15 protein-coding genes and 1 riboswitch are annotated in these 16,897 nt (G+C 46.0%); of the genes, 11 read left to right on the top strand and 4 right to left on the bottom strand.

The features are described from left to right. Positions 1 to 677 precede the first annotated feature (677 nt). The 8 genes from JOC27_RS11850 to JOC27_RS11815 all read left to right on the top strand — a co-directional run bounded on the left by JOC27_RS11850 (position 678) and on the right by JOC27_RS11815 (position 10,499). Positions 678 to 1,352, top strand: a complete 675-nt coding sequence (locus JOC27_RS11850; protein WP_205007503.1) for a response regulator transcription factor — start codon at positions 678 to 680, stop codon at positions 1,350 to 1,352. A 5-nt stretch (positions 1,353 to 1,357) separates the two neighbouring features. Then, the gene (locus JOC27_RS13620; protein WP_205007502.1) at positions 1,358 to 2,677 is read left to right on the top strand and encodes an ATP-binding protein; all 1,320 of its coding nucleotides are present in this window, start codon (positions 1,358 to 1,360) and stop codon (positions 2,675 to 2,677) included. Positions 2,678 to 2,680: 3 nt separating this feature from the next. Further along, positions 2,681 to 3,265, top strand: a complete 585-nt coding sequence (gene msrA / locus JOC27_RS11840; protein WP_205007501.1) for a peptide-methionine (S)-S-oxide reductase MsrA — start codon at positions 2,681 to 2,683, stop codon at positions 3,263 to 3,265. A gap of 56 nt (positions 3,266 to 3,321) precedes the next feature. Then, a riboswitch (SAM riboswitch) is annotated at positions 3,322 to 3,436 on the top strand. Between the two features lie 127 nt (positions 3,437 to 3,563). Then, a complete protein-coding gene (locus JOC27_RS11835; protein WP_205007500.1) occupies positions 3,564 to 5,495 on the top strand; it encodes a bifunctional homocysteine S-methyltransferase/methylenetetrahydrofolate reductase in 1,932 nt (643 codons plus the stop codon). Then, on the top strand, positions 5,488 to 5,781 hold the full coding sequence (locus JOC27_RS11830) for a Dabb family protein (protein ID WP_205007499.1): 294 nt from the start codon (positions 5,488 to 5,490) through the stop codon (positions 5,779 to 5,781). The genes JOC27_RS11835 and JOC27_RS11830 overlap by 8 nt, the downstream gene beginning before the upstream one ends. A gap of 357 nt (positions 5,782 to 6,138) precedes the next feature. Next, complete coding sequence (locus JOC27_RS11825; protein ID WP_205007498.1) at positions 6,139 to 7,452, top strand: C4-dicarboxylate transporter DctA; 1,314 nt, start codon at positions 6,139 to 6,141, stop codon at positions 7,450 to 7,452. Between the two features lie 507 nt (positions 7,453 to 7,959). Beyond that, a complete protein-coding gene (locus tag JOC27_RS11820) occupies positions 7,960 to 8,856 on the top strand; it encodes a DUF1002 domain-containing protein (protein ID WP_239530289.1) in 897 nt (298 codons plus the stop codon). A gap of 314 nt (positions 8,857 to 9,170) precedes the next feature. Further along, on the top strand, positions 9,171 to 10,499 hold the full coding sequence (locus JOC27_RS11815) for a DedA family protein (RefSeq protein WP_205007496.1): 1,329 nt from the start codon (positions 9,171 to 9,173) through the stop codon (positions 10,497 to 10,499). Positions 10,500 to 10,700: 201 nt separating this feature from the next. Here the strand turns inward: JOC27_RS11815 and JOC27_RS11810 are convergent, their stop codons facing one another. After that, positions 10,701 to 11,870, bottom strand: coding sequence for an MGDG synthase family glycosyltransferase (locus tag JOC27_RS11810; protein WP_239530288.1), 1,170 nt, complete (start codon positions 11,868 to 11,870; stop codon positions 10,701 to 10,703). 117 nt (positions 11,871 to 11,987) lie between these two features. Beyond that, complete coding sequence (locus JOC27_RS11805; protein ID WP_205007495.1) at positions 11,988 to 12,584, bottom strand: DedA family protein; 597 nt, start codon at positions 12,582 to 12,584, stop codon at positions 11,988 to 11,990. A 194-nt stretch (positions 12,585 to 12,778) separates the two neighbouring features. On the opposite strand from JOC27_RS11805, the gene JOC27_RS11800 reads away from it, so the two are divergent. The 3 genes from JOC27_RS11800 to JOC27_RS13555 all read left to right on the top strand — a co-directional run bounded on the left by JOC27_RS11800 (position 12,779) and on the right by JOC27_RS13555 (position 15,506). Further along, positions 12,779 to 13,504 carry a polysaccharide deacetylase family protein gene (locus JOC27_RS11800; protein WP_205007494.1) on the top strand — a complete coding sequence of 242 codons (726 nt, stop codon included), beginning with the start codon at positions 12,779 to 12,781 and terminating at the stop codon, positions 13,502 to 13,504. Between the two features lie 170 nt (positions 13,505 to 13,674). Next, complete coding sequence (locus JOC27_RS11795; protein ID WP_205007493.1) at positions 13,675 to 14,418, top strand: DsbA family protein; 744 nt, start codon at positions 13,675 to 13,677, stop codon at positions 14,416 to 14,418. A gap of 92 nt (positions 14,419 to 14,510) precedes the next feature. Next, positions 14,511 to 15,506, top strand: coding sequence for a peptidoglycan-binding protein (locus JOC27_RS13555; protein WP_275587839.1), 996 nt, complete (start codon positions 14,511 to 14,513; stop codon positions 15,504 to 15,506). A 191-nt stretch (positions 15,507 to 15,697) separates the two neighbouring features. Here JOC27_RS13555 and JOC27_RS11785 read toward each other — a convergent pair whose 3' ends face one another. Beyond that, positions 15,698 to 15,937 carry a 4Fe-4S dicluster domain-containing protein gene (locus JOC27_RS11785; protein ID WP_205007491.1) on the bottom strand — a complete coding sequence of 80 codons (240 nt, stop codon included), beginning with the start codon at positions 15,935 to 15,937 and terminating at the stop codon, positions 15,698 to 15,700. A gap of 102 nt (positions 15,938 to 16,039) precedes the next feature. Next, positions 16,040 to 16,657, bottom strand: coding sequence for a rhomboid family intramembrane serine protease (locus tag JOC27_RS11780; RefSeq protein ID WP_205007490.1), 618 nt, complete (start codon positions 16,655 to 16,657; stop codon positions 16,040 to 16,042). Between the last annotated feature and the right edge of the window lie 240 nt (positions 16,658 to 16,897).

Genomic DNA, 16,897 nt, shown 5'->3' with positions numbered 1-16,897 from the left:
GAGGCGCGAGACGCCTGCGGGAACAGCGAGCCAAGTGAGACCCCGCAGATCCCAGTTTGTTTGAGGAGACGCGCGGCGCCCGCGGCAAGCGAGCAACCGGAGCACTTATTGTTGCAAAAAGACTTGGCAAGCCAAGCTTTTCTGATGAATAAGGGCATGTATAAGTTTTTGTAAAAAACATGGAGCGGAGGCGCGAGACGCCTGCGGGAACAGCGAGCCAAGTGAGACCCCGCAGATCCCAGTTTGTTTGAGGAGACGCGCGGCGCCCGCGGCAAGCGAGCAGCCGGAGCACTTATTGTTGCAAAAAGACTTGGCAAGCCAAGCTTTTCTGATGAATAAGGGCATGTATAAGTTTTTGTAAAAAACATGGAACGGAGGCGCGAGACGCCTGCGGGAACAGCGAGCCAAGTGAGACCCCGCAGATCCCAGTTTGTTTGAGGAGGCTCACGGATCGCCCGCGGCAAGCGAGCAGCCGAAGCGTAATGTTACAAAACAGACTTGGCTTCATCAAGTTTTTCTAATAATATAATTATGTATCGATTCATGGAGGGATGGGCACCTCGTGAAGATTACTTAAGCAACTTTTAATAAATATGCGTTAAAATAATTAAAAATTGATGCTTTGCCGTATTTCCGCTCTTCAAAAGCGGTATCGGTGAAATAAGAAGGTGCAGGCAATGAAGCTATTGGCAGTTGAAGATAATCGCCCTCTTTTAGAAGAAATCGTTCGGCTTCTCGCGGAAGACTATCACGTGGACGCTGCCGACAACGGTGACGACGGACTCTATCTTGCTGAACAGAATATTTATGACGCAATTGTACTTGATGTCATGTTGCCAGGCATGGATGGCTTTGAGATGACCCGCCGGCTACGTGCCAAAGGCGTAGCGACACCAATTATTTTTCTGACGGCTCGTGACGCGGTCGCCGATCGGGTTCGTGGCTTAAATCTTGGCGGCGATGATTATCTAGTGAAACCTTTTCAAAAACAGGAATTAAAGGCAAGGGTTGCCGCCATTCTGCGCCGCAGCTCACCGATGACGCTTAATCAAACGCTGCGCTACAGGGAAATTGAGATGGACAATAAGCGGCGAGAAGTGACGGTTAACGGAACAGAACTCGTCCTCACAAGCAAACAATACGAGCTATTCGAATTTTTAATTCAAAATAAAGAGCAGATTCTGACGCGTGAGCAGATCTTCGATCGAATCTGGGGTTTTGATTCTGAAACAACAGTTGGAATCGTCGAGGTCTATATTCATCAACTACGGCGAAAATTGAAGGCATTTGGCTATGACGCAGATATTCGGACAGTTCGCGGCATCGGCTATATGCTTTCGGCAGGTGAGTGAAACACGTGTTTAGAAAAACATTCATCCGTTTAACATTGCTTTACGCGGTCTTGCTGATCTTATTGATCAGTATTTTTGGCGCTATGATTTATGGTTACGAACAAGGACGCACCTTTCATGACAGCAATCGTATGCTCCAGAAGAGCGTGGTTGAGAAGATCCATTTTATGGAAAATACACCCAAAGCGGTTTGGAGCCGTTCGCTGGCGTTGCTCAGAGAGCCCGATGCTGGTCCACAGCATGGCCCAGGCGCCCTCTTGAATTGGATCATTTATGATTCAAAAGGTAAGAAGGTCGTCTCAAGCCTTGATGGCCAATATTCAGTGAAGGCAGTCAATACGTCGTTCCGCTTGCTCAAAATCCAGCAAGACAATCAAATTGTCGAGAAAACCATCGGCGATTATGCCTTTCATATTATTGACAAAAAAACGCGGGTTAATGGCAAAATGTATCAAGTCAGCGTGATTATGGATGTGACGACAGAGAAGAAAATGCTACATGAATTGTTGCTGATCATCCTAACGGGTATTGCTTTAGGCGCTGTTGTCTGCGTGCTTGCTGGTTATTTTCTTGCTAAACGGTCGCTGCGACCGATCGAAAAAGCATGGGAGAAACAAAGCCGGTTTGTTGCTGACGCCTCACATGAGTTGCGGACCCCGTTGTCTATTATCCAATTGAAAATCGAGGGGTTGCTGCGCCAGCCAAAAAGGCAGATCCAAGACACAGGCGAAGACATTGCAGTTATGTTGGAAGAGACACGGCGTCTCTCCAAATTAGTCGGTAGTTTGCTGACGCTCGCCCGCTCTGACGCGAATCGGCTTGAAGTTCTGCTCGCCCCGCTTGACTTAAAAAAACTAATACGCAAAGTTACAGAACCGTTTACTGAAATGGCGGCGTTCGAGGAGAAAAATTTCAAAATTGAACTTGATCAGCAACCCTTGATGATTTCAGGCGATGAACAACGTGTGCATCAGTTGCTTGTGATTCTGCTCGATAATGCCATGAAATTCACAAAAGAAGGCGGAACGGTTTCGGTCAGTTGCTGGCGTGAAACAAAATATGCCTGCCTGACGGTAGCGGACAGTGGTCAAGGGATCAGTGCTAAGGATTTGCCGCATATATTTGAACGCTTTTATCAGGCCGATATCTCGCGAAGCAGTGGAAAGGGAACAGGACTTGGACTGTCTATTGCTCAGTGGATTGTCGGCATGCATCGTGGTAAAATCGAAGCAAAAAGCGAGATGGGGAAAGGGACGTCTTTTATCGTCCGTCTGCCGCTGCTTAAGAAAGAGGCGTCGCTTCAGGCACCTGAATCGGAGGAATAGAAAATGCCGAACGAACAATTACAAACAGCTACTTTCGCGGGAGGCTGCTTTTGGTGCATGGTTAAGCCTTTTGACACGCTGCCGGGTATTCACAGCGTTATCTCTGGTTATACAGGCGGAACCATCGCCAACCCGACTTATGAGCAGGTCAAATCGGGGAAAACCGGTCATATGGAAGCTATTCAAATTCAATATGATCCTGAAATTTTCCCCTATGAACAATTGCTGGAACTCTATTGGACGCAGGTGGATCCGACCGATGATGGCGGACAATTCTTCGATCGAGGGTCCAATTATCGAACAGCTGTTTTTTTTCACGATGACACGCAGCGCCGGCTCGCGGAACAGTCACGCGCGCGTCTGGAAGCGAGCGGACGCTTCAATCAACCAATCGTCACGCGTCTTTTGCCGGCGGCACCTTTTTATCCAGCAGAAGAGGAACACCAGAAATTCTATCAGAAACATCCGCAGCGATATCAGCAGGAACGAAGTGAGTCTGGCCGCGATGCCTTCATCGTACAAACATGGGGAAAGACTGATGAAATGGATCAGCATGCTGCAGCAACGCATAAGAAAGAAAATGCTTGAAAAAGATCTAAAGCTGCGATAAAATATTTACCAATTAAACAGACGAATCGAATATATTCTTATCTAGAGAAGCCGAGGGACTGGCCCGATGACACTTCAGCAACCGCCGCTATGGAAAAAGCGGTAAGGTGCTAATTCCAGCAAGCAGAAGATCTGCTTGAGGGATAAGAAGAACCCTGAACCAAGAGGCTTTCTTCTTAACTGAAGAAAGCCTTTTTTCGTTCTTCTGACGCCACAATAGATAGAATAGCATTTGTTTTGCAGAGATTAACGAAAGCCAAAGGGGGAAGAACTGCAGATGCGTGCACCTATTTTGGAAGAGATGAAGAAACGAATTCTGATTGGTGACGGAGCGATGGGAACACTACTCTATTCCTATGGAATTGATCGATGTTTCGAAGAACTCAATCTCTCGCATGCGGAAGAAATTGTTCATGTGCATGAGGCCTATATTCACGCGGGAGCAGACTTGATTCAGACTAACACATACGGGGCAAACCGTGTGAAGCTGGCTCGTTACGGACTGGAAAACGACGTGGAGCGATTTAACCGCGCGGCAGTGGCATTGGCTCAGAAAGCAGCAAAAGAAGACATTTACGTGGTTGGTACCATTGGTGGTCTCCGTGGTTTTCAGAAGCAGGCTGCACCGCTTAAAGAAATAAAGGAAGTATTCGTTGAGCAGGCGTCAGTGCTTCTTGACGCGGGTGTTGATGGCCTGCTACTTGAAACCTATTATGATTTTGATGAATTACGTGAAGTGCTAAAGATTGCACGGCAAATGACCGATCGGCCGATCATCACCCATGTGTCGATGCAGGAGCCCGGTGTGTTGATGAATGGTCTGCCACTCGCGCGTGCGCTGAGCAACCTGGAAGATCTCGGTGCGGATATCGTTGGCACAAATTGCCGCCTCGGGCCCTTTCATATGATTCAGGCGCTAAAGGGCATCCCACTTCCGAAAAGGGCGTTCCTGTCTGCCTATCCGAATAGTAGTCTGCCTGATTATCGCGAAGGCAAATTGTTTTATGAAAACGAACCTAGTTATTTTAAAAAATACGCGACTGAATTCCGTAACGAGGGCGTGCGTCTACTGGGCGGATGCTGTGGAACAACACCGATACAGATCAAAGCGTTCAAAGAAGGTGTTTCTGATCTAGAACCGCTGCAAAGCAAGCAACCGGTCAAACAACAGACGATCGTTATTCGACCGGTAGTTCATCCCGAAACGACATTGTTTAAAAAGGTTAAGACCGGACGCTCTGTATTTGTTGAATTTGATACACCGCGACATTTGAATACGTCGTCTTTTTTTAAAGGAGTCGAAGCATTAAAACGAGCTGGAGCCGATGCGATAACGATGGCGGACAATTCACTGGCTTCGCCGCGAATCAGCAACACAGCTATGGCGCGTCTCGTCAAGGAGCGGTATCATCTGCCGCCGCTGATTCATTTAACATGCCGCGACCGCAATTTGATTGGGTTACAGTCACATCTTATGGGCATGGATGTGCTCGGTCTGCATGATGTGCTTGTTGTCACTGGTGATCCGACAAAAATTGGTGATTTTCCTGGGGCAACCTCTGTGTACGATGTATCGTCGATGCAGCTGATCGAGCTGATAAAAAAGTTTAACCGAGGCATCTCTTACTCTGGAAAGAGCTTAAAACAGCCGACACATTTCCGTGTCGCTGCCGCTTTTAATCCGAACGTTCGCAATTTAGACCGGGCGATTCAGCGTATGAAACGCAAAATTGCGTGCGGGGCTGATTATTTTATTACACAGCCTGTATTTGATCCGGAACGCATCCGCGAAATAAGCGAAGCAACCCGTGATATCCCGGTGCCGATTCATATCGGTATTATGCCGATGACTTCGTCAAAAAACGCTGAATTTCTCCACAATGAAGTGCCGGGTATCCGTCTTCCTGATTCCGTCTTGCAGCGAATGGCACAGGCAAAGAATGAGGATAGAGAACGTGAGGAAGGCTTGGCAATTGCCCGTGAATTAATAACGACTGCAATGGATTGTTTTCGAGGCATCTATTTGATTACACCAATGGGACGCTATCAAAGTTCTGTAGAGTTGCTCCGTTTTATTCATAGTGATGCGCGTTTTGAAAACGATGGGGTTGAAGAGAGCGGCGAAACACCGATACAGCGGACACCCTTCTCAAAAAATGGTATAGTGGTGGGGAATATTAAGAACCGGAGGCTAGAAAACGATGATTGAACACATTGTCTTTTTCAAGTTCAGCGAAAAAACAACCAAAGAACAGAAGCAGGAAGGTGCGCGACGCCTTGTCCACCTGAAACACGAATTGCCGAATATTCTCGATATCCAGGCAGGTCAGAATTTTTCCACACGCGGCAAAGGCTACAGCATGGCGTTGACCGTTCGTTTTCCATCAAAAGAAGATTTGGATTTTTACGGACCATCGAAAGAACATCAGGCTGTCGTTTCCTATATGAAAGAAGTTGGCTTAGAGGATACAATGGCAATCGATTTTGAATGTTAAGCACGATTAAATGAAAGAGTAAGCCGTCCGCAGGTTAAAATGAGCGGACGGTTTTTTTCTATTCTATAGGTTTTATTAAAAAAAGTTATTGGGTCCGTTGTTTTTATTGTTTTTCATACCTATCCCTCTACGGGTGTTCCATCCCCCTTCACAGACAACCCGATTCATCTTGGCATGCCCTTCCCGCAGGTGTCTCTCCGTGAAATTTATATTTCAACAACAAAGAAAATAATGAAAAATCGATTTGTGTATATCATAAATAATTAAATGTGATATACTATAAAAACAAGAAAGACATAAAATAGTCACATTTTACTGGCCACGATTGAAAACGTTATCAAAAAGGGAGATGTTGGTGTGCGGTTGCTAAAAAATCTTACATTTCAGGTGGTTTTGGCTATTATTGCCGGGGTTCTCGTCGGTGTTTTTTGGCCGGGAGTTGGCGCCCAACTGCAAGTACTCGGAACGGTGTTCATTAATGCGGTTAAGATGGTCATTGCCCCGATTATTTTTCTGACGATCGTTATCGGTATTGCGCGTATGGGCAATATGAAAAAAGTGGGAAAAGTTGGCGGCAAGGCGCTGATTTATTTTGAAATTGTCTCAACGATTGCGCTGATTATTGGTTTAATCGTGGCCCATGTATTCCAACCGGGGTCCGGTCTGGATCCGGCGAAAATGCCGCATGGCAATGTGGCAGCAGTCACCGGCGGCACAACCCAGCAGATGAACTGGGCAGAATTTTTCATGAATATTGTACCAAGCAACGTAACCAACGCATTTGCGACCGGAGATATTTTGCAGGTCTTATTCTTCTCGATTCTTTTTGGCTTTGGCTTATCGGCGTTAGGCAAACGTGGGGAAGGTCTTGTCTCTATTCTTGATCAAATGTCTCATGTCTTCTTTAAAATTATCGGTTATATTATGTATGCAGCTCCAATCGGCGCTTTCGGCGCGATGGCGTTCACGATCAGCAATTTCGGCTTGCAGACTATTGCACCGCTAGTTAAATTGATGCTTTCCGTTTATTGCACAATGGCCGTTTTTATTTTTGTTATTCTTTGGTTGATTTGCAAAATCTCCGGATTCAGTCTTTTTACTTATCTTCGCTATATTAAAGATGAAATACTGATTGTGTTTGGAACGAGTTCATCTGAAGCAGCACTCCCGAGAATGATGGACAAGTTGCAACGATTGGGATGTGAAAAATCGGTTGTCGGCCTTGTCATCCCGACCGGTTACTCGTTCAATCTTGACGGAACTTCGATTTATTTGACGATGTCGGTTATTTTCCTGGCACAGGTTTTCCATGTGCCGCTTGATCTCGGTCAGCAGATAATGATAATCCTAATTCTGATGCTGACATCTAAAGGGGCGGCTGCAGTTACCGGCGGTGGTTTTATCGTTTTAGCTTCGACATTAACAGCGATGCACGTGATTCCGATTGCCGGCTTAGGTCTCTTGCTTGGGGTCGATCGGTTTATGAGTGAAGCGCGGGCGATCACCAACTTGATCGGCAATGGTATTGCGACGATTGTCATTTCAAAAAGCGAAAAAGCATTTGATAAAAATAAAGAAGCTAAGGCGCTTTTCGATATGCGTCATCCGGGGCAGCAGTCTCGCGGAAATGAGGCTGTGATTCCAGAAATACACAGCGGATCGACTGTGTGAGGCTTATTAATAAAATGCCCGCAGATTTTTAAACGGCACCACGTGCATTCTCTGCCCAATGGCTTTGGATGCACGCTTTTTTTTTGAAAAGCTATGTTTCAATTTAATGTTGTTTTCTGAAGGCAATGTGAGACGCCTGCGGGAATAACGTGCCAGCGAGACCCCGCAGGTGACTGCCTGTTTGAGGAGGCTCGAGGGTAGCACCCGCGGCAAGCGAGCAGCCGCAGCGCAATTTTTACAAAAAAGGACTAACCATGCCAAGTTTATCTTATAATGCCTTCCGTTCAGCTAATTGGGGCCTCAAGCATTTTCCAATGAGCGAATTTAATCGCACGCTCGTTGTCAAAAGCATATTCATCCGCTCGAATACTTAAATGAAACCTAATTCAGATGCATAAGGTAGAAAAAGAGACAAGCAGCCGCTTGAAAATTAGATTGCTGAATATCAGGCCATTCGTTTCTTTATTTTGAACTTGAATAATCAACGGTATTTGGGAGGATAAAATGATGAAGAAAAAAATGGTGTGGCTGGCACTGGCCGTACTTTTGGCGGTTGGTAGCTTCGGACCGGCGAACGCGTTTGCCGACGCAGCACCGGGCGACGTTGTTGTCACACTCGGCGCTAATTTGACATCTGCTCAGCGTCAGGACATGCTCAGTGAAATGGATGTTGATCCAAGCAGCGCTCAGATTATCACGGTAACCAATAGTGAGGAACATAAATATCTCGATAATTATCTTTCACAGGCACAAATCGGATCACGGTCGATTAGTTCATCAAAGATAACCATTGGACAGAAAGGATCCGGTCTGACGGGAAGCACACATAATATTACGTATGTCACAAAAGATATGTATATTAACGCACTGGCAACAGCGGGCGTCAAAGACGCAAATGTGTATGTGACGGCACCATTCCCCGTTTCAGGCACAGCGGCGTTGACTGGCCTGATTAAAGCGTATGAGGTTAAAACGGGAACGGTTATTCCTGAAGCAAAGAAAAAAGTAGCGAATGAGGAAGTGGTCACTACTGCGGAATTGGGGAATCAGCCGGGGGTTGGTAAGGCAAAAGCGGCTGAACTTGTTACAGCAATTAAAGACAATCTGGCCAAAAACAGTCCGAAGTCAAGAGCCGATGTGGAACAGATCGTTCGCGATTCTGCGAAACAGGTCGGTGTGACGTTAAGCGATGCCGACGTTCAGAAACTGGTTGATCTTTTTGACAAAATGCGAACGATGAATATTAACTGGAATCAGGTTGGCGATCAGATGCAGCAGCTCAAAGACAAAGTCAGTCAGCTGGCTAGTTCAGAACAGACGGGCGGATTCTTGGCTCAGGTATTCTCAGCGATCGGTGCTTTCTTCACATCAATTGGCCAGGCAATATCATCTCTTTTCAAATAATCCAATGGAAAAAGCGGCCTTCACGGGCGCTTTTTTTGAAAGCTACGAATGTATAAGAATCTGCACAAAAAAACGAGCGAAAGCGCGAGACGCCTGCGGGAAAAACGATCCAATTGAGACCCCGCAGATTACGGGTCGTTGTTTGAGGAGACGCGCGGCGCCGCGGCAAGCGAGCAGCCGGAGCGCATTTTTTGTAGCGGTCCACATGCGAATCGTTCATGGGGATCCTAAATCATGATGAGACATCCAATGTCGTATCTATTTTTAATGGAGGCGTCTCTTTCGTTAAGAGATGCAAGTTGTGAGGGATAAACATGCATGGATTCATCCAGTTGATCAATGATTACGGCTACCTTTTTTTATTCGTCTCCGTTTATTTGGAAATGCTCGCTTTCCCGCTTCCAAACGAACTCTTGATGAGCTATGTTGGCTATATGGTTTATCAAGGAAAGCTTGATTTATCGCTCGCTGTGTTTTCGGGTATCGCCGGCTGCATGTTCGGTGTGAGCACAACCTATTGGATCGGCAAACGATTGGGGACACCCTTTTTCTATAAATATGGTCATTATGTGCATCTTTATCCAGAACGACTTGATAAAATGTCGCAGATGTTTAATTCGTACGGGAAGCGGCTGCTCCTGTTTACAAACTTCATTCCCGGCGTTCGACACGTCATTGGCTACGCGGCGGGTGTTTCACGTATCCCATACCGGGCCTATGCCTTTTATATTTCGATTGGATCAACGCTTTGGGTGCTTGCTTTTGTCTTGCTTGGAACTTTTCTCGGTCCCAAGTACCGGCTTGTGACAACGGCAGCAAAAGAATACTTCTCTTTGATCATGATCATTTTAGTGGCTTTGCTGCTGATCTATTCAATCATTAGCTATCAATCCGCGGCAATCCGTCATTGGACGATTGTTGTCTATCGAAGTATGTTTGTTAATAGTCAATCCCGGATCCGGCTGAAACTACTGATTTTCGGTGCGGCGATCGTTTTGGGAACGTTTCTGTCACTAATGTTTGGTTTAGTCGACCATTTTCTCGACTATGGGTCGCTTCAATTCAACCAACACGGTATCTTGCTACTGAACACATTCGTTTCACCGCAAATTCGGCATATTTTGGACAATATGGCGTTGATGGGACGTCCGGTAGCCGTGCTCTCTGTTTGCGGTCTTGTCGTTCTTTGGATTCTTTTCCGGGGCGAAGAGCGGAAGATGGAATATCAGATGTTTCTGTTTCTACTTATCGGTGGCTTGTTTTTCTCTACCTATTTGCCGTACTGGGTTGGGCAGATAGCAAGGATTCACAGCCGTTTTTCGCCGGATGGCGGTTTAATCCTTGGATTTGCGCTTTATGCATTTTTGGTCTATCTGATTTCACGCCATACCTTGCATTATTCGATCACGATTCTTGCGACTCTTGGTGGTGGAATCGTTATTTTGGGGACGGGGTTGGCCTCGCTCAGTCTCGGACTTCAGCTGCCAAGTGATTTGCTGATTGATTGGCTATTCGCAGGCATCTGGTTCAGTTTTATTGTCCTCTGCCTCGAATTCTGGCGATTGGTTTATCTGACGGAGAGACAATTTGATCAAGATGCCGAGTGGCTAGCTGGGCAAAGTCTTCTGAAGAAAATTAAATAGCGAGGAGCTGTTTGTTTATCAGAAGCGCTATTTTGAGCGGACAGTGACTTGAGTCTCTTTTGCAAAAACTTCAGATAGTCGCATTTCTCACCATCTCTCCTGGTCCGTCTTTTCTTGCATCTCAAGCAATTCAAACAAAATCCCCTATCCTGACAAAATGTATGGAGTCGGGATAGGGGGATTTATCGTTTATCAATTGCTTTATGCAAATTCCATTTTATGGCGCACGCTGACTGGAAGAAACTGCGTCGCGGCTCGAACGGCCTGCTCAGCAGAATGCTTCTGGTTGTTACTCAGCGTCTTCATATTCGTACGCATAATTTCAATGGCATCGTGATGTTCCAGCAAGTTCATTAAGTTAGCCATTAATTCAGGCGGAGTGTATGCGACAATTGAGACGCCAGTTGAAAGCAGATACTGCGTATTATCTGCTTCCTGTCCGCCGAGTGGCCGGTAAATCAACATGGGCAACTCGGAAGCAATAGCCTCGGATATGGTTAATCCGCCAGGCTTCGTGACAAGCAGGTCGGCTATTGCCATCCAATCATTCATGTTGCTCACAAAACCGAGAACTTGGATCGGATAAGCGGCCGTCTTGCTGAATTCAGTGAATTCCTTATATGCCTTTTCGTTACGGCCGCAGATGATAACGAAACGACTATTTTTGATCGGTTGTTTATCTAATTCTTTAAAGAAGGCGAGAAAATGGCTGAAAATTCCGCAGCCGCCGCCCATGACGAGGATGACTTTCTGGTTTGTCGGAATATTGTATTTCGCGCGCAACAGACTGCTTCGCGCTTTCAATGAGAAGTCAGGTCGGATCGGAATACCTGTCACGAAGATGCGTTCCGGGTTGACTTTCATTTCAATTAATCGTTTCCGGACATCTTCAGAAGCCACAAGATAGCCATCAGTCCAACGATTCACCCAGGTGCTGTGCACAGAATAATCGGTAATGACTGTTAGAAAAGGTAGATTGGAAAAACAGCCGGCTCGCTTCATTTGCGACATCATAATAGACGCAGGCGGGAATGTGCTGATAATCAGATCCGGACGTGTGCTTTCGATAAAGGAAACGAGTCGGGTCACGCCGACTCGAGACAGTGATTTCAGCACAGAGGCGGCTGCGTTATTCTTCTGTGTCTTTTTGTAGAGAAAATGATAGAGCATGGGAAAATGCGTCACCCCGGAGAGAAACGCCTTTTTTTCAAAGGAATCCAACTTGGACGGTACCAAGGTGGTTATATCGAGAACTTCCGCATGGTAGTGATTCGGATTGAGATTAAAGGCTTGTTCCAGAGCAAGCGCAGCTTGCTCATGGCCTCCGCCGTATGATCCCGTCAGTATGAGCACTTTCACGCTCCTCATCATTAAACACCTCATCCATTGAATTCACTGTCCAGTCTTTTAATCATAGCTTAAAAAGGCCCCGGAAATGGTAAATTAGTAAAAAATCACTTAAACAGCTGCCGACAAGGACATTCCGATTCATTTCCTTGTCGGCAACAATTTACGCCAGACTATCACTCCGGTACACAATATAATAACCGCGATAGCAGCATCTGTCCAACTCGAAATTAGGAACTGTCCGATTTGTTCGCCAAGAAAGTAGCCGGAAAGAATAAACAGCGAAGACCAGAGTGAAGCGCCGATTAGAGCGGCTGAAAGAAAGTGTCGGAAAGGAAAACGGCTGATTCCGGCAAGATAAGGATTCATTTGCCGCACGCCAGGAATGAAATAACCAGTGATTAGCGCAAGAGCGGCATGCCGAATAAAAAAAGATTCCGCTTTTGAACAACGCTTTTCTGTCAGACCGATAAACCCTCCGTATTTCATCAAAAAGGGTTTTCCTATATAATAACCAATGAGAAAGGCAGTGACCATTCCTGATGAAGCGCCGAGAATGGCTGTGAGGATGAGCAATGGGAGATGGCGCGCCGCTGAGCCATCGGTATTCAGGAGCATTGTGCCGCAAAGAAAAAGCACAGATTCTTCCGCACAGGGAATGCCGATTAGCGCGCTGAAAAGAATCAGGTATAAGGCAATGCTGCCGTACGCATCGAATAAGCTCTGAATAATGGCCAAATCAATCCCTCACTTTGCGGAACGGATAGGTTACGTAATCGGATTATTCTGCTTTGCTTGTTAGTGAAATACTGGTTTGACACAACCGTGCTTCCATTCAGCGTGTCCTATTTTCAGAAAGGGTCCGCATACAAGATGTGAATCCCAAAGTATGTATTGTGATCATTCGTTATAAATAGGGGCGATTCAGAAATATGTTTTTTAATTTATTTTGTACCATTTTGTTGATTATTATCATTTTATTTCTCATTTATTCGCTTTTACCGACCTTACTGATGCGCGGTTTGTGCTTCCGTGGTTTCAAAAAAGAAGTTACAGATGGCAAGCGATATGCCTGTCTGACCTTTGACGATGGGCCGAACCCTGTTTATACACCGCGGCTGCTTGATTTATTGAAACGTTACCGGATTTCCGCCACTTTTTTTGTTGTGGGTGTTCACGCGGAAAAGCATCCCGATCTCATCCGCCGAATGAAAGAAGAAGGGCATTTAATCGCCATGCATCATTATCAGCATGTTAGCAATTGGTTTTTGACACCCTGGGGAACAAGAAAGCAATGCGTGAAGGCGCAAGAGACAATTGCTGCGATTGCTGGTGTGCGTCCCGTCTATTATCGTCCGCCATGGGGGCATTTGCATTTATTTCTGCCACTAGCGGCCAAGGGTTTCCGCATCGTCCTGTGGTCGGCGATTCTCGGCGACTGGCGAAAAGCGCTCGGCAAGGAACGGCTTAAGCAAAGAATTGTCAAACAGTTGCATCATGGCGCTGTGATCTGTCTCCATGATGATGGGGAGAATCCTGGGGCCAACGATGACGCGCCGGAAAATACCTTACAGGCGCTCGAAGAAGTATTGCCGGAGGCGATTCACGACTACACCTTTGTTACTGTCGACACATTGTATCAAATTAGTCGGCGGTAGTGATACTGTTTGTAAGAGCTAGATAACGTTAAGCTATGTTTCGATTTAATGTTGTTTTTCTGAACAGATACATGGCAAGAAACGCTTAAAAACAACAGCAGATTTTAATAAAGCCTAAAACTAAGAAATCTACGGGCACGATTTCAACCGAATAAATGAGGTGCATGAAAATGAGCGATAAGGACAAGAAGGAACAGGCAACGGAAGAGCAAATTGAAAAGAGAAGGAAACGAAGCATTGTACTGTTCAGTTCGATTGTCGTTTTGCTGCTAATAGCCGCGATTTTCTTCATGATCTTTTCCGTTCAACAGAAAGAACAGGTGAAACCGATCAAGAAACAGGAGACGCATCGCGTGGCACAAACGGCACCGATTGATTACGATGACCAGCCTTTTATCGGAAGCACGAATGTGCCGGTACGACTTGCTGTGTTTTCTGATTACCGCTGTCCTTATTGCAAACGTTTTGATCAGCAGATCCTGCCCGTTCTTAATAAAGAATACGTCCAGACGAACAAGGTAAGTGTTTATTTTTATAATTACGTCGTGCTTGGGCCAGGTTCGAATTTGGCGGCCAACGCTGCAGAGATCGTCTATCAACAGAATCCGAAGGCTTTTTTCACGTTCAACCAGGCGCTTTTTCAGGCTCAAGGTAGTGAACAGAAGCAGTGGGTGACTGAGAAACTGTTAATCCAATTGGCCAAGAAGACGGTACCATCAATTGATATTAAAGCGTTTCAAGAGGCTCTCCATCAAAAATCGCGGCAACAGGCTGTCGACAATGATAATGCCATTGCTGAGCAGCTCGGCGTGACAGGGACGCCGACCATTATGATTAATGGGAAAATTAGCAAAAACGCATTGAATCTCAAACAACTTCGTGTGGAAATCAATCAGGCAATCAAGAAAAATTAAGGCGCTGCCTCCCCTGTAATATGATTGTAAAGCATGGAATATCGCCAAAGGTCATACTAGTTTAAAAGAACATGGCAGGGGAGGAGATTCCATTGTATCCCGGTGATGCGCTTGCGAAAAGCGCAGCAATTGCTGCGACTTTCAGCTCAACGTTCTTTATTCTGCCGCAAAATGCGGCGGCACAATTGATCAGTGATCCGTCAGTACTTAATAAGGGCATGCACGGTGATGAAATAAAAACCATTCAATCGATTCTAAAAGCAACCGGTCATTATCCGTTGTCTCGTCAAACCGGATATTTCGGCACATCAACAGAACGTGCGCTCAAAAATTATCAGATCAGTCGCGATCTCGAAGCCAGTGGCGTTGTTGATAAGGAGACGAGACAATCCTTACTTCGCTTTGTTCATCGGCAGATGGGGCTGATGTCGCTCGGAGCAAAAGGCGAAAATGTTCGTTATTTGCAAGGGCTTTTAATTCAAATTGGCTATTTGCAGGGAAAAGCCGATGGCCAATTCGGCCCGGACACCCGCCTAGCCGTTTTGGGTATTCAGCGGGTGACAAAAATTACTGAGGACGGAATTGTCGGCCAAGATACGTGGGGAAGTATTGAGAAACTTATTATGGCTAAGAACAATGGTGAGCAGATACCGACGCCGCCATCTGCTGAAACATTTGCTGAAAAAGCCAGAAATTCGGCAGGCGGAAGTCGTGCATCACAAGGCGAACCAGTTGTTGTATCTGCCGCGGCAAATCAGCCTGCTAAGAGTCGCCCGCAGCACCAGGCAACAACGGTGCGTGAATTTTACGCCAACAGCACAGCCTATACAGCCAGATGTAATGGGTGCTCCGGGGTCACAGCAACCGGGATCAATCTGCTGCAAAATCCGAATGCAAAGGTTGTCGCAGTCGATCCGTCAGTCATCCCGCTCGGAACGAAGCTATACATCGAAGGCTATGGTTACGCGGAAGCGGCTGACACAGGTGGGGCAATCAAGGGCAGAAAAATTGATTTATTCTTTAATGACAATTCGGATGCCCTCTCATGGGGCCGACGAACCGTAAAAGTGCGTATCCTGTCCAATTGACGGTTCTTCAGATTGCCAGCTAACGGCAAAATAGAAAAATATAACGAGGCTGTCCCCTTCGTCATTTTGACGAGCGAGCAGCCTCGTTTATTTTGGATGGTCTTCATCGAGCGACCTTTTTGAATCCATTTAAATGTTCGTGGAAATCGGATTGGTTGATTGGCTTGAACCCTGATTGGGACGAACCATTATTAGCGATTCTTGAAAAAGTCTCTGTTCAGCTGAATATATTTCGTTTCGCTTTCGGGAACTTCATCTTCTGGATAAATCGCTTCAACCGGACAAACCGCTTCGCAAGCGCCACAGTCAATGCAGACATCAGGATCAATGTACATCATTTTTTCACCTTCAACGATGCAATCAACTGGACAGGTTTCGATACACTCGCCAGCCTTTTCGTTTTCGCAGGCGGAAGTAATGACAAACGCCACAATAAAAAACTCCCTTCTATATGGAATGGAACAAGCTTTCTGTTCCCATTATGACCATATTAACCATAAAATTCAATATTTTCGCCGGGTGCTTGGAAAAAATCATTGATAATTTTTCAAACGATGAATGAAAAAAAGCGGTGCGAGGATCAGGCCAGCCAGAAGGCCGGTAAAATGGCCGATCACGTCGATACGCGAATCCGTGAACGAGAAAACCAGATTAATAATTAAAAAGACGAGAACAACCAGACGATCTTGCCTGTTCATCCGTTCTTTATGAAACAGGATCAGAAACAAGTAGATGCCGAATAAACCATAAATCGCGGTGCTTGCACCGTAGGAGAGCACGCCGGGTTCAAGAAATAGCGACAACGTATTGCTGATCACGCCAACACTGAGATAGATGACGGAGAAACGCAGTTTGCCGAGGAGCGCTTCCAAAGCAGGTGCAAAAATAAAAATCGAGAAGGCATTGAAAAGAATGTGCGCGAAATCGGTATGAAGAAATACAGGGGTGATAACTTGCCACCACCAGCCGTTATCAAGCGCCGCACGCGTTCGCCCAAAGATGACGATAAAGGCGTAGGCGAAGTCGGGTGCCAGATGAAAGTAGGTGCAGAGAAATAACATAAGATAGATCGCAATATTAACAATAAGAATAATCGAAGTAATTGGATAGAGTTTCAAAAAGAGTTTGAAAGGCTCATTACGAATAAACAAGAGGGCAGCCTCCTTCAATAGTGATCTTGTATTTAGTATAGGGTAAACTATACCGTAGTGGTAGTCTGTGCGCTTAAAAAGATGGTTTTGCTAAAAGGATAAACATGTATAAGCTTTTGCACAAGAAATGTACGAAGGCGCTCTGGCGCCTTGCGGGAAAAGCGAGCTAAATGAGCCCCCGCAGGTTCCAGCCTGTCTGAGGAGACGCGCGGCACCCGGGCAAGCGAGCAGCCGAAGCGC

The sequence above is a fragment of the Sporolactobacillus spathodeae genome (assembly GCF_016908935.1).
GTDB classification, from domain to species: Bacteria; Bacillota; Bacilli; order Bacillales; family Sporolactobacillaceae; genus Sporolactobacillus; species Sporolactobacillus spathodeae.
The sequence above is the reverse complement of the archived record's forward strand: the minus strand, read 5'-3'. Positions and strand labels throughout refer to the sequence as shown.

Excerpts from the sequence above, each read along its gene's own strand:
- JOC27_RS11850 (WP_205007503.1), top strand. The coding sequence starts at position 678 with ATGAAGCTATTGGCAGTTGAAGATAATCGCCCTCTTTTAGAAGAAATC.
- msrA (WP_205007501.1), top strand. The coding sequence starts at position 2,681 with ATGCCGAACGAACAATTACAAACAGCTACTTTCGCGGGAGGCTGCTTT.
- JOC27_RS11835 (WP_205007500.1), top strand. The coding sequence starts at position 3,564 with ATGCGTGCACCTATTTTGGAAGAGATGAAGAAACGAATTCTGATTGGT.
- JOC27_RS11830 (WP_205007499.1), top strand. The coding sequence starts at position 5,488 with ATGATTGAACACATTGTCTTTTTCAAGTTCAGCGAAAAAACAACCAAA.
- JOC27_RS11820 (WP_239530289.1), top strand. The coding sequence starts at position 7,960 with ATGAAGAAAAAAATGGTGTGGCTGGCACTGGCCGTACTTTTGGCGGTT.
- JOC27_RS11815 (WP_205007496.1), top strand. The coding sequence starts at position 9,171 with ATGCATGGATTCATCCAGTTGATCAATGATTACGGCTACCTTTTTTTA.
- JOC27_RS11810 (WP_239530288.1), bottom strand. The coding sequence starts at position 11,870 with ATGATGAGGAGCGTGAAAGTGCTCATACTGACGGGATCATACGGCGGA.
- JOC27_RS11800 (WP_205007494.1), top strand. The coding sequence starts at position 12,779 with ATGTTTTTTAATTTATTTTGTACCATTTTGTTGATTATTATCATTTTA.
- JOC27_RS11795 (WP_205007493.1), top strand. The coding sequence starts at position 13,675 with ATGAGCGATAAGGACAAGAAGGAACAGGCAACGGAAGAGCAAATTGAA.